A 20,127-nucleotide genomic window follows, 5' to 3' on the forward strand; every position below is an offset into this window, starting at 1 on the left:
AATGTACCCCCTTGAAAATCAGGCGATACTGTCGCCAGGCCGCATGGTAGAAAGCCCGCCAGGTACTTGCAGCGTCGGAGTAATCTCGATATTACCGATATTCACCGCTATCGGGGCACTAAGGGCAAACGCAACACAATCAGCGATATCTTGCGCCTGCGGCAGTTCAAATCCTTCAATAAAGCGTTTGCGCGCCTCTTCATAATCGCCAGACACATTGCCGAAAATATCCGTTGCGACACGACCTGGGCAAATTTCGGTAACACGTACCCGCTTACCGTAGCAGTCGACGCGCAGTTGGCGTGACAAGGCGTGTACCCCGGCTTTGGTGGCGTGATAAACGGAATTGCCGTTGAAGTTATAAATTGCCGCAATCGAGGTGATGTTAATGACGTGACCACAATCCCGCGACACCATTCCAGGCACCAGAAGCCGGCACAAGTGCAGCACCGCACGTAAATTGACATCCACCTGAGTGTCAATCACGTTTTCATCCGCGTTGAGGATAGATCCCGGGTGCGACACACCCGCATTATTGACCAGAATATCCACCTTAAGATCGCAACACAGTTCGGTCAGCGCATGCAAATCTGCGACATCCACCGCATGCGGGATACACCCGGTGCGTTCAGCCAGTGCCGCCAATTGTTCACGGCGGCGGGCAACCGCGTGTACCGTGATGCCTTCCCGGCATAACCGTTCGACAATTGCCTCACCCATCCCAGCGGATGCTCCGGTTACCAGGGCAACGTTATAATCCGAAAATGGCATTGAACCTCTCCTATCATCATGCTGTTTTATTCTCTGTTTCGACTGTAAGCCGTTATTTCAGGTTGGTATAAGACATAAATGATGTGAGGCAATAAGGGGGTCTTATAATCCTGACAAGGTTCGGATACGAAAAATTTCGCTTCCATATTCAACCTGTTGTTCATCTGTGAATTCGACAGCAACCACCGTGCCGCTGACCGTACTTCTTAGCGGTATGTACACCACACCGACTTTGATAAAACCCAGAACATCATTAACCTGCACATCTTTTTCTAGCGTCACGTAACACGCATCCAGCAAGGGATGACGCAATAAAAGCTTGCCGGGCAGAGGCGCACATACCGTAAAAATAACGTTTGGTGGCTCTGCCGGTTCGACAGAGGGAAGCGTAACTGGCACAGTCGGTACACGGGCCATACGCACCGACCAACCTTTCCCATTAATTTCGATGCGATTAATAGCTGTTTTTCGCAGTGTTTTTGCAAGCAGGCGAAGTTCGGCGAGTGTCATTGTCTTTGGTTTCATCTCTGGCCAATCACTGGCATAAGTCGTCATGCATCTGCACATAGGCAAGATGTCCTGACAACACTCTACCCTGACCGCTATGCGGGTCAGTAAGAGGGTTTCGCTTTACGGGGATAAGCGCGGCTTATTAACTCACCAAGGTCAAGGGTCGGTTGTCTGGTGTTCTATCCGCCATTAGCGACAGAAGAATATTTTTCACGACTTCCGCAGGTTCAGAGAGCGACAGATGATCGGACATACAGAATGAGAGTGACGCATAGATATCTGGATCGATGATTTTCGCCATCCACGCATTGGAGGCATTCAACATGCTACGCGCCGCCGAATCCGGCATGATCGTACAGCCCATACCCGCCGCCAGAACGGCATTGAGCGTGGTTTGCGATTCAATTTCGCATTTAACCTGATAGGTCAGCCCCTCTTTTATAAACGCCTCATCCACGATTTTGCGCATAATGTTGTAAATACGTGGTAAGAATAGATTGTGTTGTGCGACCTCCGCCAGCGTAATTTCTTTTTTCGGTTTCATCAGGCTATTTGGGCAAACAAAGCACAAAGGTTCTTTCATCAAGGGAATAAAACGCAGCCCGTGGATATTTCGGTTGTCATAAATCACCGCCATATCCATGCGACCATTCATGATCAACTCGCTCAACGTAGTGCCGAAATTTTCATTGAAATAGAGAACAATGCCGGGATACTGGCGCTGAACTTCAGCCATTAAAGGAAGCGCAAGCTGCTGAGCCGCCGTTCCCGGCGCGAGCCCTACCGACACACTGCCACTCAATTCTCCACCCGCTCGATCAATGGCACTCTGTGCCTGCGCGCACTGGCGTAAAATCGCCTGGGCGTGACTATAAAGGATCTTCCCCGCGTTAGTCGGCGTGACACCCCGCTTGGTGCGGATCAACAGTTTCTGGTTCACTTCACCTTCCAGCGTAGCAAGTTGCTGGCTCAACGCAGGTTGGGCGATATGCAGAATATCCGCAGCCTGGGTCAGGCTACCCACATCGACAATTTTGATGAAATACTTCAAGCGACGCAGATTCATTGATGGTGTCTCCCTCATATCACAACATCCATACAAGCAATGCATGTGCCAGTTATGATGCGCCTCAACGACAGTCGTGCCAGCAAAGGTGGGAACTGAAATACGCTACGTCCAACCTTCTGGTGGAACGCACCGTTGCAGAGCAGATCCACGACCCGTTGCATCACGAAGGGATAAACCGTTCGGTTAACTATCGCATTCAGTTATGTCCCCACAACAAAGCAGTATTAACGGCTCACACCATCGGTTCCCTATCCTCAACACACGTCACCTCGTTATTGATGACATTCACCTACTGCGCCCCTGCGTGGTCTCCCGCTGACTCATGACCTGGAACACCTGTGATATGCCAGATATTGCCGATCGACTTAATAACATTGCTATTTCCGCGTCCGTCGCGATGACGCAAAAAGCACGTGACCTTGCCGCTCAGGGTATTGATGTGGTTGGGCTTTCAACCGGTGAACCGGATTTCCCTACTCCGGTGCACGCGATTGAAGCGGCTTATGCTGCCGCACTCGCGGGTGATACTCGTTATCCGCCGACCGACGGTACACCCACGCTACGGGCGGCTATTCAGCGCAAATTCAAGCGCGATAACCATCTCAACTACGACATCAGCCAAATCATTACCTCTGGCGGTGCACGGCAGATTATTTTCAATGCCATGATGGCAACGATAAATCCGGGTGATGAAGTGGTCATCCCCACACCTTCGTGGATAAGCTACGCCGACATCGTGAAATTTGCTGGCGGTACGCCAGTGCCAGTCGCTTGCCGTGAAGAACACGGTTTTAAACCCTTGTCGCAAGATATTGCTCATGCGATCACGCCGAAAACCAAATGGCTATTGCTGAATTATCCGAGCAACCCTACGGGGTCTGTGGCAAGCCGCAGTGAGTTGCAGGCTATCGCCGATGTGATGTTGGATAATCCACACGTCTGGGTCATGACCGATGATATTTACGAGCACCTGATTTATGACGACTGCGAATTTTTGACTATGGCGCAGGTCGAGCCACGCCTGTTTGATCGCGTACTCACGGTAAACGGTGTATCAAAAGCATACTCGATGACAGGCTGGCGACTGGGCTTTTGTGGCGGCCCTGTCGCGTTAATCAAAGCAATGAGTAATGTGAACACGCAAAATGCGGGCGGCATCGCGACATTAGCGCAGGCAGCAGCAATTGCCGTATTAGATGGCCCACAGGATCTGCTTAAAGAACGCGCCGCGATTTATCGCCAGCGTCGGGATTTCGTACTGGAAAAACTGGCAGCCATTGACGGCCTGCGCTGCCACAAACCGCAGGGCGCTTTTTATCTGTTTGTGAATATCGCCCATTTTATTGGCAAGACGAGTGCTGGCGGGCGGCGCATTGAAAGCGATGCTGACTTTGTCATGGCACTGATTGAAGAGCAACACGTCGTGACGGTGCAAGGTGCCGCCTATGGCATGAGCCCGTATATTCGTCTTTCTTACGCCACGAGCATGGAACGCCTTGAGACGGGATGCGCACGCTTGGGTGCATTCTGCAACGGTTGTCATTAAACGATCCCTCTTCACTCAACACAGGGTGAAGAGGGTAAAAATGAGGTTCTCGCCAGTTAGCGGGGGAGCTTATGATGGGGCGATAACATCCGCTGCGGGCGTGACAGTTCCACCACAGGCTTCGATTTCACTACGAACAATGGCAGCCAGTTCGACCGACCCCGGCGTGTCGCTGTGTACCAAAATAGACTGAGCGCGAACAGAAATCATATCCCCTTCAATGGTCTTGACCGTGCCTTGTTCCAAAAATTGGCGTACACGGTCGCGCACCTGTGTTTCTTCACTAATCAACGCACCGGCTGTGCCGCGCGGCACCAAATGCCCCTGTGCATCATAGGCGCGATCCGCTAAGAATAGCGTGAGGCTTCTCAATCCAGCCTCACGGGCGGCGCGTTCGATAATAGTATCCGGCTGAGAGAAAATAATCATTTCAGGATCAAGACGATGAATGGCCTGCATCACCTGAAGAGCCAATATGTCATCACGGTTGATCATATTGCCCATCGCCGCATGAAAACTGACGTGCGAAACACGCATACCTTCATTTTCCGCCAACGCGCATAGCGCACCAATTTGATACACCACCAGTTGGCACAGTTCGTCAGCGCTAAAGGCCATTTCTTTGCGCCCAAAACCTAATTTATCAGGCAAGCCTGGATGCGCGCCGATCCCCACACCGTGGGCTTTTGCCAGCCGCACCATCCGCGTCATGATCGCCGGATCGCCGGCATGAAAGCCACAGGCAATATTGGCGGACGAAACAATCCGCATCATGGCATCATCATCGCAGACACGCCAGACGCCAAAACCTTCGCCCATGTCAGAATTCACATCAATTTTCATTATGTCCTCTGCTCAATCATCGATGCCAGCGGCAGCGCGAACACTTTCAGACGTGCCAACCAGCGCTCAGTGGCTCGTCGTACCACAACGGCCTCTTTTGCGTCGCTTTGAATAAACTGAATCGACTTCCCAGCCTGTAGCTGACCAAGACGCCAGAGATCTTCTTCAATCACACAGGCCATTTTGGGATAGCCGCCCGCCGTATTAGCATCGCTCAACTGAATGATTGGCTCACCCGCTGGCGGGACTTGTACAATGCCGGGGATGAGCCCGTAAGAACGCATCTCAATAACGCGGGAAGGTTGGATAGGTTCACCCGCCAATCGGTAACCTGTTCGGTTACTTTGTAACGACACTTGCCACGGTTGCTGCCAGAAACGTGCCGTGTCGTTAGCAAACAGGTGATACTCCCCCGAGGGAATTGCGCGGATGGGTAGGACGCCATTCTCGGCGACAGGGAAAACATCTCGCAGGGCGATATCCGGCGGTTCAACGCCCATACCGCAAGCGGGCAGCGGCGGAGCGGTGGATTCGCCGACGGGCAAGATATCCCCTTTCTCTATCGGCCGGCCGTGTAACCCGCCAAAACTACCGCGCAGCGCCGTACTACGCGACCCCATAACCAGCGGCACATCAATGCCCCCCGCGACACACAAATAACCGCGAGCACCGGAGCGTGGGAAACGCATCTCCAACACCTGATCTTTTTCCACGCGACACCCCCACCACGGCGGTAGCTCCACACCATCAAGTAGGGCACGGCAATCTGCCCCCGTGAGCGCAATAGACATCGCCTGACGAAAACGCACACGCAGTGGGAAGACCTGCACTTCAATAGCAGCGGCGTTATCGTCGTTGCCGAGAAGCGTATTCCCCACCCGTAATGCCAGCGGATCCATTACGCCGCTCACCGATACGCCAAGATGCCGAAAATGCGTACGCCCTAAATCCTGTACCGTATTCAGTGCGCCCGTTCGCTCAATTTCAATCACAGCTCAATCCTCTGCGGTATAAAGCGGATGGTATCGCCTGGCGCCATCAACGCAGGGCTATCCGCTAGGGGATCAAACATCGCCAGATCGGCAAAACCAATGGCATTCCAACCGTTCGGCCCTGTCAGCACCGACACACCCGTTTGTGGCCCACCGATGGTGACCGTGCCTTTAAGCATATTGAGCGACGGCACTTTTTTACGTGGCGTAGCAAGTAACGGATCAAGACCGTGCAAATAGCCAAACCCCGGTGCACTACCAAGAGCAAATACCGTGTAGTTGCCCTGATAGTGACGGCGAATCACCTCTTTCGCAGAGAAGCCCGTATGGCGACAGACGTCATCCAGATCGCTCGCCAGCTCGCCGCCGTATGTCACAGGAATATCAATACGTTTGCCTTCAGAGTGAATCTCACTGGCCTGCTGCCAATAACACCGCAGCCGTTGCGGGAAATCATCAGGATCGTCCGGTGTCACACGCAACAAAACCAGCAGATTAGTCACACCAGGAATTAATGATTCCACCTCATCACGCTCTGCGAGCATCTGTGCCAGCGACCAGATACGGCGCTGAACAGCCAAGCTGAACTCGCCCGGTGCTTCAACCAGCCAGGCACGGCTGCCCATCGTGGACAGCTTTACCGTATCGACATTCTCGGCTTTATTCAGCATAGGCAGGTCATGTGCTAACAGCCCCATAACTTATTCCAGCGGTTCAAATTTCAGGTTAGCCAGCGGCTGAACGCGTTCTTCGCGTACCATTTTGTATTCGGTATTCGGGCCAATCCACGTATCCCAAATACCATCAATGGTGCCGTTATCATCCATGGTTTTCAGGCTGCTGTTGACCTTCGCCAGTAGCGCGGGTTCATCGCGTTTCATGCCCACACCAATCGGCTCCAGCGCCATTGGCTCTTTTATCATCGCCAGCTCAATGCCATCTTTTTTCGCCTGAGATATCATTTTGATACCCGTCATGGTGTTGGTCACAAAACCTACGGCTTTATTTTGCTGTAGCGCTAGGAAAGCAGAGGCCGAATCCTGGAAAGTTACCGCTTTGCCGCCTTTCAGGTGAATGGATTGCTCAGATGTGGTGCCTTTGGTTGCGCTAATACGTTGGCCTTTGAAATCCTCAATAGCCTTATCCGCATTGGCTTTTTTTACCAACAGCATCTCTTTAGCGACATAGTACGGGTCGCTAAACTGAATCTGATTACCACGGGTTTTGGTATAGGCGAGGTTGGCAATCAGCACGTCTGCACGCCCTGTCGCGATGACCGCGATACGAGCCTCCACGGAGGTTGGAACCAGCGTAACCTTCACCCCCATCTCTTTTGCCAGTGCATGACACAAATCCACGTCCATGCCTGCCAGTTGGCGCGTTTTCGGATCGGGGGAGGAAAACGGCGGCACATCGGAATAGACCGCACATTGCAGATCACCGCGAGCGGTAATGTCGGAGAGCAAATCCGCTTTCGCCGGTGAAAAAACCAAAACCAGTGGCAAAGCCAGCACCGAACAAGCGCTATATTTCAAAGTCATGATGTTTCTCCAAAGTGTGAATTCGTTGAATACACGCCGTTGACTGCTAGCTCAGCGCTATTTATGGACTAAAAACGACTATATCGGCATTGCATTGAAGGAGGTAAGACAGAAACCCTGTTGCGGGATATGTAATTTATATGACGTCGGACGGGTAACAATAAGTAAACGTTATTCTGGCAGAGCAAAATTATCTTATCGGACGCATGATGGCCGTAATAAGGTTGTGCGGTCTACGTACGTAACTAATAGGGTAATGCCATGAATGCCAGACTCGGGGTGTCGCTGAAAATCCTCTCAGCACTGTGCGCCACGCTAATGCTGGCCTGTGTTAAAGGACTAAACGGTGCGATCCCTACCGGTGAGGTCATTTTTTTCCGATCTTTTGTCGCGTTATTTCCGCTCCTGCTTTGGCTGAAAGTTCAGGGCAACATCCTGCAACGGATAAAAACTAAAAATATTTTCGGTCACCTAATTCGCGGTTTTTCCGGCACTGGCGGTATGTATTTTAATTATCTAGCGCTGGTCTATATTTCGCTGGCAGACGCGACAGCCATTAGTTATGCCGCACCGCTATTTACCGTATTAATGGCGGCTATTTTATTAAAAGAAAATGTTCACTTTTCCCGTTGGCTAGCAGTGATAGTTGGCTTCTGCGGCATTCTAATTATGCTTTCCGCTAAGTTAACCATTAGCAACGGGCTATTTTCATCTGGCTTTGCGCTGGATGGTACTGCACTCGGTGCCACATTTGCCCTGCTTGCCGCCGCCTGCGCGGCCACGTCGAATATACAAATCCGTTTTTTAAATGGCGTGGAATCACCCGGAGCTATTGTCTTTTATTTTTCCCTGATGACGACGCTGATTGGGCTGTTTACGCTGGTATTTGGCTGGAAAATGCCACATGGCTGGCAGTGGCTGTTACTCATAGGCTGCGGCCTGTTTGGTGGGATAGCACAAATTTTAGTTACCCTCAGCCTGCGCTATGCCGATGCGTCGCTATTGGCACCGTTCGATTACACCACGCTGGTGTGGTCGATGGTGATCGGTTATTTATTCCTCGATAACTTACCGGAATATGCCACCCTGATGGGGGCATCCGTGGTAGCGCTAGCCGGAATTTTCACTATCTGGTGCAATCGACGCCAACGTAAAGGACATATTGTCCGTTCATCCTAACAGCTGAGCCTGTGGCACCAGCCGTTGTTAATCAATCATATAATCCCGCCCCCTTAGCGATACCAGAGGCAATACTGACTACGACTGAGGCCGAGTATCTTTGCCAGAGAGCAAATGTGGGTACTCTCAATCCATTATTGCCAACGGCGGAAAATCAGCGACGTATTGATGCCGCCAAAGGCGAAGTTATTAGACTGAATGTAGTCAGTCTCAATATGGCGTGGCTCACCCATGATGTAGTCCAATTCGCCGCAGTCTTCCGCAGGTTGCCGTAAATTAAGCGTCGGTGCAAACCAGCCTTCACGCATCATCTCGATACTCATCCACGCTTCAAGCGCACCACAGGCACCCAGCGTATGACCGAAATAGCTTTTTAGCGACGAAATCGGTGTGGATTTACCGAACACGGCGGCGGTTGCCAGGCTCTCCGCGACGTCACCCCGATCGGTTGCTGTACCGTGGGCGCTGATATAACCCACATCACTGGGCTGCAACCCTGCACAGCGCAGCGATCCTTCAATACAAATCTGCATGGTTTCACGCTGGGGCTGCGTGATATGTGCCGCATCACAGTTGGTGTAAAACCCAACCAGTTCAGCATAAATCGTCGCCCCACGCGCCAATGCATGCTCAAGCTCTTCCAGCACTAACGTACCAGCCCCTTCGCCGATAACCAAACCGTCGCGGCTGGCGTCAAAAGGAGACGGCGTAGTCTCCGGCGCATCGTTGCGCTGGCTGGTGGCAAACAGCGTATCAAATACGGCTGCCTCCGATGGACACAGCTCTTCCGCACCGCCAGCAACCATTACCGTCTGATAGCCATGGCGTATTGCTTCCCAAGCATAGCCAATCGCCTGACTCCCCGATGTACAGGCACTGGACGTCGGAATCACACGGCCGCGCAGCCCAAAAAACAGACAGGCATTCACCGCCGTAGTATGCGGCATCATCTGCACATAGGTCGTACCGGTAATATTATTGGTGTGCTTTTCTGTCAGCATGGTGGCGAATTCACTCACCGGCCCCGTGCTCCCCGTTGAAGAACCGTAAGCAATGCCGGTTTCTCCATTAGTCAGCGCCGGATGACCAATCAACCCTGCTTTTTCCAGCGCCAATTCGGTGGCTCGAGTTGCCATCAGGGACACGCGCCCCATCGAGCGGATGCGTTTACGCGTGTAATGTTCTGGCAGACTGAAGTTATCAATCGGCGAACCCAACTGCGTATTCAGGCCATCATACACCTGCCATTCGGGCATCTTACGTATGGCATTCTGCCCTGCGCGCAAACCATCAGAGACGCTTTCCCAGGATTCACCGAATGCGGTAACCCCACCCATTCCCGTTACCACCACGCGACGCATCACAGCATCCCTCCATTAATAGAAATGACCTGACGCGTTACATAACTCGCGATATCGGACATAAGATAACTCGCCAGCCCTGCGACTTCTTCCGCCTGCCCCATGCGTTTCATCGGGATCATCTTCATTGCTTCTTCAACGGCGACCGGCTCCATTTGAATCATGCCAGTATCAATCAAGCCGGGTGCGATGCAGTTTACGGTGATTTTTCGCTTTGCCAATTCAATAGCCAACGCTTTCGTTGCGCCGATAATGCCCGCTTTCGCTGCGCTGTAGTTGACCTGCCCCCGATTCCCCATAATCCCGGAAACAGAAGACAACGTGATAATTCGTCCGCCTTTACGCAGGCCGATCATCGGCATCACACAGGGATGGATCACGTTATAAAAGCTATCGAGATTGGTGTGAATCACGCTATCCCAAGCTTGCTCGTCTAGGGCGGGAAAGGCGCCGTCACAGGTGATACCGGCATTACTGACCACGCCATAGTAGGCACCGTTCGCCTCAATATCCTGTTCAATAACGGTACGACACGTTTCTCGATCGGCAATATCGAAGCTAACAATACGACCGGAACCGTTTTGATCCGTAATGTGGCGTAAGGTTTCCTTTGCTCCGTTTTCATCACGGTGATAATGCACCACCACGGTAAAACCATCCGCCGCCAGACGCCGTGCAATCGCTCGACCGATCCCTTTGCTGGCACCGGTCACTAACACAGAACGCGTCATGCTTGTTTTTCCGGTTTTAATAATAGTTTTTCCGGTTGTCATAATGGCTTTCCCTGTTCTAAAAGTATGTTTAACTCACGATCGTCGGGTTGATAGGTGTTCAACCGACCAGAGGCATACTTCTCTCCATCAATCGCTATTTCACCCTCAAAGCTACCAATTTTTTCGTCACGCATCACCAGCATAACGGTTACATCAAGCAGGGATCCGGCAGGGAAAATAGCCTGTTGGCAGTGATAACCCCGCCCGCCGAGCAGCATGCCGGGGCGCGGCTTCTCTTGCAACCCGAGGCTCTGACGCCCGTGCCAGCCAGACCAGACTCCGATCGTTTGAGCAATAATTTCGATACCAAACCAGGCTGGCAGATGTCCCTGTGCATTCAGAAACGGTGCCAAAATCCCCTCGCGGCTGACCGCCACACGACAGTGCGCGTGTTCATCATCAACATGGATCACCTCGTCCACCAGCACCATCGGGGCTGAATGGGGCAGATAATCTGCCGCAGCCAGATACTCACTCATGATTCTTCCCCAAAATCAGACACGTATTATTGCCGCCAAACGCAAAGGAATTAGACAGAATCACTGAGCGGGCAAGCGGCGCAGACTCACGGAGCAAGCCGCATAATGGCAGTGACGCATCGGGGCGACTGTGTGAGAAATCCTGCGCTGGCAACGGAAGATCTCGCGTCAGAAGTAACCAGCAGAGCGCGGCCTCACTAATACCGGCGGCACCCAGCGTATGGCCGGTGAGGTGTTTGGTTGAGCTACAGGGCACGCGATCGCCAAAAACGGCGTGAACCACATTAGCCTCAATCTGATCGTTCAGACGTGTGGCAGTACCGTGTAAATTGATATAACCCACATCCTCAGGCTGCAATCCGGCTTGTGACAATGCCATATTCATTGCGCGAATCGCCCCTTCACCTTCCGGGTGCGGCGCTGACATATGGTGAGCATCGGACGACTCACCTAAGCCCAAAACCGCCACACGATCGGGCTGTTTTCCAATCAACATCAGCGCAACGCCTTCGCCGATCGTGATGCCATTACGTTCTTCACTAAACGGTTGGCAACGCGTTGAAGAGAGTGATTCAAGGCTATCGAAGCCATTCAGCGGCATACGACTCAGCGTATCCGCGCCGCCAACGATAGCCACATCCACTAGCCCGGCATCGATCAATCGTTTACCGCTGATCAGCGCTCTGGCGCTGGAAGAGCAGGCAGTTGATAGGGTGTAAGCTGGCCCATTTAAAGCCAGATAGGCCGACAAAAACTGGGAAGGATCGCCAAGTTCCTGCTGCGCATAGTGATAAGTGGAAATATTTTCACTGACATAGCGGTCGGCTTCATCCAACCCTGAAGTACTGGTTCCCAGAACCACGGCCACGCGGTCAGGACCAAACTGCGCGATAGCCGCGTCCACTTGGGCCCGAATTTGCTCCAGTGCGGCCAGCAATAGCTGGTTATTACGGCTGTTATGCGCCGCTAATTCCACCGGAATGGTCGGTAATTCCGCATCAACATTCCCGGTCCAACAGGGCTTATCATGCAATAACCATCCAGAATCTGGACGCATGCCCGGCGCATGGCCGCTGGCAAGGTTGTCGGCAATCTCATCCAAATTATTGCCCAGCGCATTCAGCGCACCAACGGCGTTAATGTAAATCATGCTAGCTATCCAGATGTTGAATCACGATGTGATAACCAAAGACGAATTGCTGAACGCTGATCGGCACGCGCTGGTTATTCCGCGTCATATAGCGAATTTCAGTAATCAGCGTGCCGCGATTGTCACGCAGTTGTCTCTTATCACCGCTATCTTTCAGCGACCAACCCGCTGGCAGTTGCGTCTGCCACACCGCAATCGGCCAGTGGCTCAACATGATATCCGCCAGTACCTGACTGGCCGGCGGCAACTGAGGCAAGACGATGGACTGCTCAGAATGAATACCCTGAGCATCGTAGGTGACCTTAAACAGACGAATACCGATAGAGGAAAGCCCAACCAACGACAGTTGCTTATCATCGGCACTCAACATCACTAGCAGCGATTGTTGCTTACCGTCAAAGGTCCCCGTCAACAGCTGCTGTTCGTTGACAGATGGGGTAATCGCGGGTGCGGGTAGCGTCACTTTCACACCCGGTTTGAGCCACGCCTGTGGACGGTTGTCATCATGCTGCTTGCTGGCACAACCGCTCAATACCAGCACACCAATGAGCAGAAGCCCGCGTCGCAATAATGTCATTTCCGTTTCCCTTTTGAATAAGGCAACGCCAGAGGCGCCAGCAAAAAGGCGGTAAAAATACCGCTACAAAGCACAATCCCGAAGCTGCTGATGGCCTGAGTGCTGCTGAAAACCAACATACCCAGCGTCAACAGCGCGACGCACATCGCCAGCGTCACCGCCAGTAACGAGGTCATCGGCGTACCACGCGGGTTGCTGAAAAATAGCGTGTAATTGATGCCAATACCCAGAACCAGAACCAACGCGAGTAATGAGAACAGGTTCAGCGAATGACCACTTAACGCCAGAACCGCCAAACCGCTGCCTAGCGACAACACCGACGGCACCACATTGACGACTCCACGACGTAGCCCAAGACGAATCACGTAACTCAGCGCAATCACCGCCAATGCTGCCGTCAGCAACCATCCCAGCATGGCGCGATAGAAACCGAACAGCGCGTCAAAGGTTGCTTTTCTGTCGATCCACTCCACGCCCGGCAGGGTTTTGGCCATCTGCCCCAGCGCGGCGCTATTGCTCACGCCGCTTACCGGAACCAGAACACCGCTTTTTCCATTAGGTAACGTCAGCCACAGCAACCGCCATCCTTCACTTATTGGGCTATTCAGCCAGCGCTCTGGCGTTACTGGCATAGGTCGTACATCCGGCATGGCAACATCAACGCCCGTGTCATTAAGACGCCCGATCACCGTTGCTGCTGCCGAAGCAATAAGCTGGCTATCACGCTGTTGCTGAGCCTGCGAAGAAAGCGGCAGTAATCGATACTGCTTTAACCACGCCTGTTGCTGCGCGTCACGCAGTTTCGGGGCGAGCTGTTCCAGACGCAGCAATGTCTCCTCCGCGCTGTCACCGTAAACGACGAACCAGGTTTGATCGGCGCTCTGACCTGTTAGTGCCGTCAACTGCCGCTCTTGTTGCATCAAATCCTGCGGCAGTGCCTGTAACTGGGAAATATCATCATTAACCTCCAGTCGCAGCAGCCCCACGATAGAAAGCACCAGTAGCGCCAGTGGAATCCCTAAACGCACGACGCGCTGACGCCGCCATGCAGCTAGCCAGCGCCCCATCAACACCATCGCGGGAACCGGTCTAACGGGTAGCCCTTTAACCAGAAAAGGATACCAGCACACCACGGTCAGGCAGGAGGCCGTCAGCCCGGTTGCAGCGAACACCGCCAACTGCTGTAAGCCGGGGAACGGTGCCAGTGCCATGATCAGGTAGGCTACCACAGCGGTGCCCAGCGCGAGCAAAAGGGCTGGCAGCACCTTTTTCAGGCTTTCCATTGCGGAAACATGACCGCCGTGAACCATCCTTTCGGTCAAATAATAGAGTGTATAATCCGCTGAAATACCGACGATGCTGAGGCTCATCACCAGCGTCATCAAATGCAGCTCACCGAATAGCAGCAGGGTAAAGACGGTACCTGCTAGCGCACCAATACCCACCGATAATCCACATAACAGCAGCGGTCGCGGTGAACGAAAGACAAAGAAGATCAGCAGCAGTACGCCAGCCACGGTGGCGACACCAAGGGTAGAAACATCCTTTTTAGCCTGTTGACTGGCATAGTTACTGAATAATACCGTCCCGCGTGTTAGCACTTCGGCATCAGGGTATGCGGCCTTGAGATCGCGCTCAAGGATACCCAGCTTATCAACCAGTTGTTGGTTACGCGCCATGTCGAAGGAACCACCGCTGAGCTCACCGTGCAGAAAATACCAGATACGGCCTTGCGCATCTTTTGCCGTTAGCCAGCCTTGTGACAGCCCCAGTTGGCTGGCATTTTGCTGCAACGCCAGTTGTGATCCACGCACCAACATCAAAGGATCGTGATTCAACTCCTTGCCACTCACGCCAGCAAACGCGGAATAAAGCTGTGCCAGAACCCAATCAGCCTGGGCTACGCCGCCATTTTCCAGCCGCGCCCGCGTGGCGGAATCGACCAGACCGTTGCGATGTTCAAAAACGAATTTTCCCCACCGCTGCTGCTGTTCAGCATCAATCGGGCCGTTGACCTGTTGTAGATCGGGAAGCGCACGCAGGTGTTTTAGCCACCAGTCCGCCACGGCGGGCTCTGCCTGTTTGCCGGGTGTGACTAGCCACACCATCTGCCGATCGAGGCGCTGCATAAAGCCTTGCTGTAGCTCAGGGGGAAGTGCGCCCATCGATTGCTTGGGTAACAGTGCCAATACGCTACTATTGATCTGCGACTTCGGCAGCAACAGCGCCAGCGCCGCGATCAACACGACACAGCAGCCAACCCAAACCAGCGCCGCGCGACGGATACCGTCAGAAAACGAAACGCTGTAGCTCATCATCACTTAACATCCGGGGTTCGATCCGCTGATTGCTCAGCGTAATTCTGGTCATGTCGTCCTGGCGGTCATCCAGTTCAATGCCGTCAAGAAACGCACCGCCGTTCAGCGTAATCGTGTTGAACAATTTATCTAACGGCGACGTTTTTGGCGTCAGCACCAGCCGCCACTGCTGCTTACCGAGATCGGTAAAATTGATGGAAAAATTCTGCTCTAATACGTGGCGATCGGCCTGAAACAAAGCACGTAGCAGGTGGTTAAACTGAAACATCTGCGGGTTGCTTTCCGCCGTGACAATCTGCGGTGCTTGCCCGTTCATCACCTGAACCATACGCGTTTCGTCCAACACCATCGTCAGCGGAAACGGCACTGCCTGATGCCACCACAGCCCTTTATCCTGCGCGATCAGCAGTTGCCCGCCAGATTTAAGCGGCTTCGCCATGCCTTTTATTTCACGCAGTTGGGTGAAATCGGCGCGTACAACCGGCTGGCTACTGAATTGCTGTTGTAAATCGTCAAGCGTGACGGCCTGCGCCACACTGCTCAACAGCACAAAAATCCCGACAATCAGTCGTATCATGGCGTCACTCCAAGGCGCTCAAATAAAATAGAGGGAGAAACAAAACTCAGTTCACGACATCCTTCCTGTACCGCGACCTGAATCGTATAACCGGTCGTCGTGCGTTGGCCGCTTTCAGCATCGAAAATCAAGTAAGCGATGCGCAAACGGTTCTCGACTTCTTCGATAGTGGCGCGAATGCGTATACGTTGTTCGTAAGTCAGCGCCGCACGGTATTTCACCCGTGTATCCACCACAGGCCACACATAGCCAGATGCCTGCATTTCGCGATAGCCATAGTTAAATTTGCTGAGCAGCGCCTCGCGCGCGACTTCAAAAAAACGAAAATAGTTACCGTGCCACACCACGCCCATCGGATCACAGTCATGGAAAGACACGGTTAGTTCAACTTCATGGCTTAAGCGGGGATCGTTTAGCACTATGACTCCTTTTTCCCAGCAGTTCGGCCGTCATCATCAGGCAGACTCCAGAAATCAAAAAAATTAAACCAGTCGAGTGGGGATTTCAGCGCATAGTGCGCCAGCCGTTCGGCATAGCGATCGACAACCTGCTGTAAAGCCTGCTGTCGGGTTGGACGCGGCAACGTAATGCTATCGGCAAAGGGTTCGCAGTAGACACGCAGCTTTTTCTGCTCGCGGATAACAAACATCAGTAATACGGGGCAACGTAGCGCCGCGGCCAGTACAAAAGGCCCTTGAGGAAAAGGCGCTTCTTTTCCCAAAAACGGGCTCCACACCACACGCCGAACACCGCCGCGCTGACGATGCACCGCCGTGCGATCGCCGACAATCGCTACCCATTCACCGGCATCCAGCTTTTGTTGCAGCATAATTGCGGTATCCGGCCCAATATTGCTGACAGGGATAAGATTCACACCGGCCTGCGGAGCGATCTCTTCCAGCACCTGCTTAAAACGCTGGGAGTTTTCAGTAAACACCAGTGCGTTAATCACCAGCCCACTCACCTGTGGTGCCAGCGCCCGGCATACCTCGATATCGCCAAGGTGTGAGGCCAAAATCAACTGCCCTTTTTGCCTGCCGTGCTCAATGGCTTCTTGTGCACCGGGAGCAAAATCAATATCGCGGCCCCAGTGTAGATCGCCACGCCAGCTGGCGATTTTATCCAGCATCGCCTGACCAAAACGGAGAAAATGGTGATAGCTGTTGAGTGGTTTGGGCAGCAGGATATCTTGCTGATGCGCATACTCCCCAATTTGCCGCAGCCATGACTGAGACGCCTTGCGTGCAGTGCGGCCGGTCAGCCAGTAAAACGCGATAACAGGCCAGAGAAACAGCGTAAACACCCCGCGACCTAACCGTTGATAGACCGCCAGCATAAACCGCATACCGAGCAAGCCCTTGCGTTCCGACACGCCAGCCCAGTGCTGCTGACGCTGCCGCATGAGTAACACGGGAATACGTGGAAGCATGCCGAAAAATAAGCGGGTATGCATCCAGGAAATCCGCAGATTGTCGTGCAACGCATCAAAATGAGACAGGCCGTTTTCTGGATACGTCACTGCCGTTTCAATAAAGCGACTGGGCGTTCCCGCCCAGTACAATCGCACCATAATTTCCGTATCGAAATCCATACGGCGGCCAAGAGACTTCCGAGAGAGAAGAGATACCGTGGCCGCAACCGGATAGACACGGAAACCGCACATGCTGTCCTTGATGGAGAGGGATAGCGTTTCTATCCAGACCCAAACGTGGGTGACATAACGCCCGTAAAGGCGTGATTTAGGCACCGAGTCATCGTAACGCGGTCGACCGGAAATCAGGCAATCTGGGTGCGTTTTTGCCTCATCCAACAAAAGCGGCGCATCTTCAATCTGATGCTGCCCGTCGGCATCAACCTGTAAGGCATGGCTAAACCCTGCCTGCGCGACGGCTTCAATACCGCGCATCACCGCGGCGCCTTTCCCGCTGTTGTTCGCCAACCGAATCAACGTCACACCGTCATTTTCCGCTGCCAGCAGATTGAGAACATGCTGCGTTGCCGCATCACTGCCATCATCAACAATAAAAACCGGAAGCGCTAACGGTGCCAAACGCACCAACACCGATGCCATCATGGCACCGTGGTTATAACAGGGGATCACCACGCAGGGCGAGAATGCGCCATTTACTGACATGGATTGTCTTCCATAATCGGCGTGAGCTTTATTTTTCCGCTGCTGGCTGTGCGCTCAGTATCGCCCTCCAGAATGCTGTAGCTAAACGTCAGCGATTGCTTTCCGGCATGCCATATCAGCACCAGACGCAGCGTTTTTCCGGGCAAAATCGGCTGCTGGAATTTAATGTTTTCAATAGACAAGAACGTCCACCCTTGCGCCAGCACTGTCGTCGCGTAATGCATGACCCAATCCAGCTGTGCCACACCGGGTAGCAGCGGCTGACCCGTAAAGTGACCATTGAACCAGAACAGGTCAGGGTCAACCTGTAGCATCAATTCAACCTGAGACGTTTCATCCGTCTTTTTTACATCGTGCCGGACAAGCTCAACGGGCAACATGAAACAATTCCTGTATCTGCGGCCAGGCACGTTTACTCTGGCTATTGTGGGGAATAACGTCAACAACGCGCCAGAAACGCGGCATCGCTAATGGCTCCAGCCATTTTTGCAATTCATGCCGCCATTGGCGTTTCAAATTCGGTAAGTCAGCGAGCTTGTCGGGGGTGCGCAACACCAGCACCACGCCAATCCCGCTACGCTCTGGGCGCGTCACCTGAAGCGCGACCACATCGGCAATATCGGGCAGATCGAGTAAACGCCGTTCTATCTCGCTTAGCGAGATGCGCTTGTCTTCGATCTTCACTACTCGGTCATGTCTGCCGCACAGTTGAAAATGGCCGCCGTCATCAAACACCAATCGGTCATCCAGCTTGTGTCCCTGAGCATTGGGAATCAGCGCCGACTGCGCCCACCAGTTATCTTGGTCATCACGCCGTAGTGACACACCGGGAAATAATTGCCACGGCACGGTATCGGTCTCGCGCGATCGCCATGCTAAAACGCCCGTTTCTGTACTGCCGTATATTTCATTGATGGGGTGCGTAAACCACTCCGCTGCCGCTTCGGCATGCACCCAAGGTAATGTTCCTCCCGCGGAGACGATCAACGAACATAAAGGAGCAGAAAGCGCACGATCGATGCGGCGTAAGAATGCCGGGCTACTAATAAACGCGTAACGCTGCTGGCGATTTTGTGAAGTAAGCTGTTCGGTATAAAGCAGTTGGCGGCTATCAAAGCGCAACCCCAGCGCCATCGGTAACCAAATGCGAAACGTCAGCCCATATAAATGCTGGTGGGTGACGGAAGCGATCACATCACAACCTTGCAAATGCACACCCCAACGATCCGCCAGCCAACGCGACTCTTCATCCAGACAGCGCACAGGTTTAACAATCTGACGTGGCTTCCCGGTAGATCCTGATGTGAACAAGACAACACAGGCATCATCCGGTATGGGTGGTAACACGGCCTCAGAGACGTTCATCGTCTCAGCCGTTAGGGTAAATATGGGGCAATCCAGATGCAGCGACACATCCGTCAATAACCCATCAAACTCATCCGCCTGTTCTTCTAATACTGATTGGCGGCAATGACCAGGAATGACAGGCGTTTTTCCCGCATGCAAAGCAGCCAGAAGCCCGATCGTGAAGCGGTAGCTGTCTTCAAAACACAGCGCCCAACGCATCTCATTCCGCTGGCTTAGCTGCTGACAAAGCGCAATCACCTGCGCTTTCAGCATGCTCAACGTGAACGTACTGGAACCATTACTGGCAACAATGCGCTGAGGGACATCATTCTCCGACAGCCAGTCATTGGCGGCGCGGACAGTGAACCCGTTCATACGCGCTTCCTCAGACGTTGGCGTATCAACCACTCTCCTCCCATCAACAATCCCATAAGCACATAGCTGATCACGCCGTTCCATAACGTCCACCAATGAAGATTGCCGACAAGACAGGTCAGCACGGCGATACTGCCGTTAAAAATAAAAAACCAACACCAGACTTTCGTCACACGACGCGTATAGGAAATCGCCTGATCGGGGAGTTCAGGTTCCCGAAGTCGGGCAAGACGCTCTACAAGCGGCATGCCGCTATAAAGCGAGCCACCAAAAAGCATCAACATGACGCTATTTACCGCAACGGGATACCACAGCAGCCAGCCACCATCGCGCAGTAATAAACTGGCAACGGAAAGTGCAATCCCCATCGCAGCCAGCCACAGCGCCGTCCCTTTAAATACATTGTTGGCAAATAAACGGTTCTCATCACGCAACGTAGCGAAACGCAGAACAAACATTAGCGCCAACACCGCAAGTAGCCAGCGATGCTCAGGGTGCGTGATGCTAAACCAGGCCAGAAAAGGCCAGGCGAGCGTCATTAAGATGTTCAGACTACTTATCAGCACGCGCATCACTTGGCAGACT

General features: G+C 53.0%; 21 protein-coding genes. 2 read left to right on the forward strand and 19 right to left on the reverse strand.

Features of this window, described 5'->3' with window-relative positions:
* Nucleotides 1-18: 18 nt before the first annotated feature.
* From DCX48_13355 to nac, 3 genes are all read right to left on the reverse strand, one after another.
* Nucleotides 19-771: an SDR family oxidoreductase gene (locus DCX48_13355; GenBank protein ID QXE15422.1), complete on the reverse strand. Its 753-nt coding sequence runs from the start codon at nt 769-771 to the stop codon at nt 19-21.
* Nucleotides 772-873: 102 nt separating this feature from the next.
* Nucleotides 874-1,326 (reverse strand): acetyl-CoA carboxylase, encoded by a 453-nt coding sequence (locus tag DCX48_13360; protein QXE15423.1) that lies wholly within the window; start codon nt 1,324-1,326, stop codon nt 874-876.
* 97 nt (nt 1,327-1,423) lie between these two features.
* Nucleotides 1,424-2,347, reverse strand: coding sequence for a nitrogen assimilation transcriptional regulator (gene nac / locus DCX48_13365; GenBank protein QXE15424.1), 924 nt, complete (start codon nt 2,345-2,347; stop codon nt 1,424-1,426).
* 346 nt (nt 2,348-2,693) lie between these two features.
* Here nac and DCX48_13370 point away from each other — a divergent pair, with 346 nt between their 5' ends.
* Nucleotides 2,694-3,896 carry a pyridoxal phosphate-dependent aminotransferase gene (locus DCX48_13370; GenBank protein QXE17239.1) on the forward strand — a complete coding sequence of 401 codons (1,203 nt, stop codon included), beginning with the start codon at nt 2,694-2,696 and terminating at the stop codon, nt 3,894-3,896.
* Nucleotides 3,897-3,965: 69 nt separating this feature from the next.
* Here the strand turns inward: DCX48_13370 and DCX48_13375 are convergent, their stop codons facing one another.
* From DCX48_13375 to DCX48_13390, 4 genes are read right to left on the reverse strand one after another with little or no spacing between them, the layout of a single operon-like run.
* On the reverse strand, nt 3,966-4,739 hold the full coding sequence (locus DCX48_13375; GenBank protein QXE15425.1) for a LamB/YcsF family protein: 774 nt from the start codon (nt 4,737-4,739) through the stop codon (nt 3,966-3,968).
* Nucleotides 4,739-5,731: a biotin-dependent carboxyltransferase family protein gene (locus DCX48_13380; protein ID QXE15426.1), complete on the reverse strand. Its 993-nt coding sequence runs from the start codon at nt 5,729-5,731 to the stop codon at nt 4,739-4,741. The genes DCX48_13375 and DCX48_13380 overlap by 1 nt, the downstream gene beginning before the upstream one ends.
* A complete protein-coding gene (gene pxpB / locus DCX48_13385) occupies nt 5,728-6,429 on the reverse strand; it encodes a 5-oxoprolinase subunit PxpB (GenBank protein ID QXE15427.1) in 702 nt (233 codons plus the stop codon). The genes DCX48_13380 and pxpB overlap by 4 nt, the downstream gene beginning before the upstream one ends.
* 3 nt (nt 6,430-6,432) lie before the next feature.
* Nucleotides 6,433-7,272 carry a transporter substrate-binding domain-containing protein gene (locus tag DCX48_13390; GenBank protein QXE15428.1) on the reverse strand — a complete coding sequence of 280 codons (840 nt, stop codon included), beginning with the start codon at nt 7,270-7,272 and terminating at the stop codon, nt 6,433-6,435.
* 261 nt (nt 7,273-7,533) lie between these two features.
* On the opposite strand from DCX48_13390, the gene DCX48_13395 reads away from it, so the two are divergent.
* Nucleotides 7,534-8,451 (forward strand): DMT family transporter, encoded by a 918-nt coding sequence (locus tag DCX48_13395; protein ID QXE15429.1) that lies wholly within the window; start codon nt 7,534-7,536, stop codon nt 8,449-8,451.
* A gap of 134 nt (nt 8,452-8,585) precedes the next feature.
* Here the strand turns inward: DCX48_13395 and DCX48_13400 are convergent, their stop codons facing one another.
* The 12 genes from DCX48_13400 to DCX48_13455 are packed head-to-tail and all read right to left on the reverse strand — an operon-like array spanning nt 8,586 to nt 20,117.
* Nucleotides 8,586-9,812 carry a beta-ketoacyl-ACP synthase gene (locus DCX48_13400; GenBank protein ID QXE17240.1) on the reverse strand — a complete coding sequence of 409 codons (1,227 nt, stop codon included), beginning with the start codon at nt 9,810-9,812 and terminating at the stop codon, nt 8,586-8,588.
* Nucleotides 9,812-10,543: a 3-oxoacyl-ACP reductase FabG gene (gene fabG, locus DCX48_13405; GenBank protein ID QXE15430.1), complete on the reverse strand. Its 732-nt coding sequence runs from the start codon at nt 10,541-10,543 to the stop codon at nt 9,812-9,814. The genes DCX48_13400 and fabG overlap by 1 nt, the downstream gene beginning before the upstream one ends.
* Nucleotides 10,544-10,581: 38 nt before the next feature.
* Entirely contained in the window at nt 10,582-11,064 is a 483-nt protein-coding gene (locus DCX48_13410; protein QXE15431.1) for a 3-hydroxy-fatty acyl-ACP dehydratase, read from the reverse strand.
* Complete coding sequence (locus DCX48_13415) at nt 11,057-12,214, reverse strand: beta-ketoacyl-[acyl-carrier-protein] synthase family protein (protein QXE15432.1); 1,158 nt, start codon at nt 12,212-12,214, stop codon at nt 11,057-11,059. The genes DCX48_13410 and DCX48_13415 overlap by 8 nt, the downstream gene beginning before the upstream one ends.
* Before the next feature lies 1 nt (nt 12,215).
* Nucleotides 12,216-12,791: a DUF3261 domain-containing protein gene (locus tag DCX48_13420; protein QXE15433.1), complete on the reverse strand. Its 576-nt coding sequence runs from the start codon at nt 12,789-12,791 to the stop codon at nt 12,216-12,218.
* Complete coding sequence (locus DCX48_13425; GenBank protein ID QXE15434.1) at nt 12,788-15,109, reverse strand: hypothetical protein; 2,322 nt, start codon at nt 15,107-15,109, stop codon at nt 12,788-12,790. Before DCX48_13425 ends, DCX48_13420 begins: the two co-directional genes overlap by 4 nt.
* Nucleotides 15,081-15,686: an outer membrane lipoprotein carrier protein LolA gene (locus DCX48_13430; GenBank protein ID QXE15435.1), complete on the reverse strand. Its 606-nt coding sequence runs from the start codon at nt 15,684-15,686 to the stop codon at nt 15,081-15,083. The genes DCX48_13425 and DCX48_13430 overlap by 29 nt, the downstream gene beginning before the upstream one ends.
* A complete protein-coding gene (locus DCX48_13435; protein QXE15436.1) occupies nt 15,683-16,105 on the reverse strand; it encodes an acyl-CoA thioesterase in 423 nt (140 codons plus the stop codon). Before DCX48_13435 ends, DCX48_13430 begins: the two co-directional genes overlap by 4 nt.
* Nucleotides 16,105-17,820: a glycosyltransferase family 2 protein gene (locus DCX48_13440; protein ID QXE15437.1), complete on the reverse strand. Its 1,716-nt coding sequence runs from the start codon at nt 17,818-17,820 to the stop codon at nt 16,105-16,107. Before DCX48_13440 ends, DCX48_13435 begins: the two co-directional genes overlap by 1 nt.
* Nucleotides 17,811-18,200, reverse strand: a complete 390-nt coding sequence (locus tag DCX48_13445) for a hydroxymyristoyl-ACP dehydratase (protein QXE15438.1) — start codon at nt 18,198-18,200, stop codon at nt 17,811-17,813. The genes DCX48_13440 and DCX48_13445 overlap by 10 nt, the downstream gene beginning before the upstream one ends.
* The gene (locus tag DCX48_13450; GenBank protein ID QXE15439.1) at nt 18,187-19,542 is read right to left on the reverse strand and encodes an acyl-CoA synthetase; all 1,356 of its coding nucleotides are present in this window, start codon (nt 19,540-19,542) and stop codon (nt 18,187-18,189) included. The genes DCX48_13445 and DCX48_13450 overlap by 14 nt, the downstream gene beginning before the upstream one ends.
* The gene (locus DCX48_13455; GenBank protein QXE15440.1) at nt 19,539-20,117 is read right to left on the reverse strand and encodes a DNA gyrase subunit B; all 579 of its coding nucleotides are present in this window, start codon (nt 20,115-20,117) and stop codon (nt 19,539-19,541) included. The genes DCX48_13450 and DCX48_13455 overlap by 4 nt, the downstream gene beginning before the upstream one ends.
* Between the last annotated feature and the right edge of the window lie 10 nt (nt 20,118-20,127).

Source organism: Pectobacterium atrosepticum, from assembly GCA_019056595.1.
Lineage (GTDB): Bacteria > Pseudomonadota > Gammaproteobacteria > Enterobacterales > Enterobacteriaceae > Pectobacterium > Pectobacterium atrosepticum.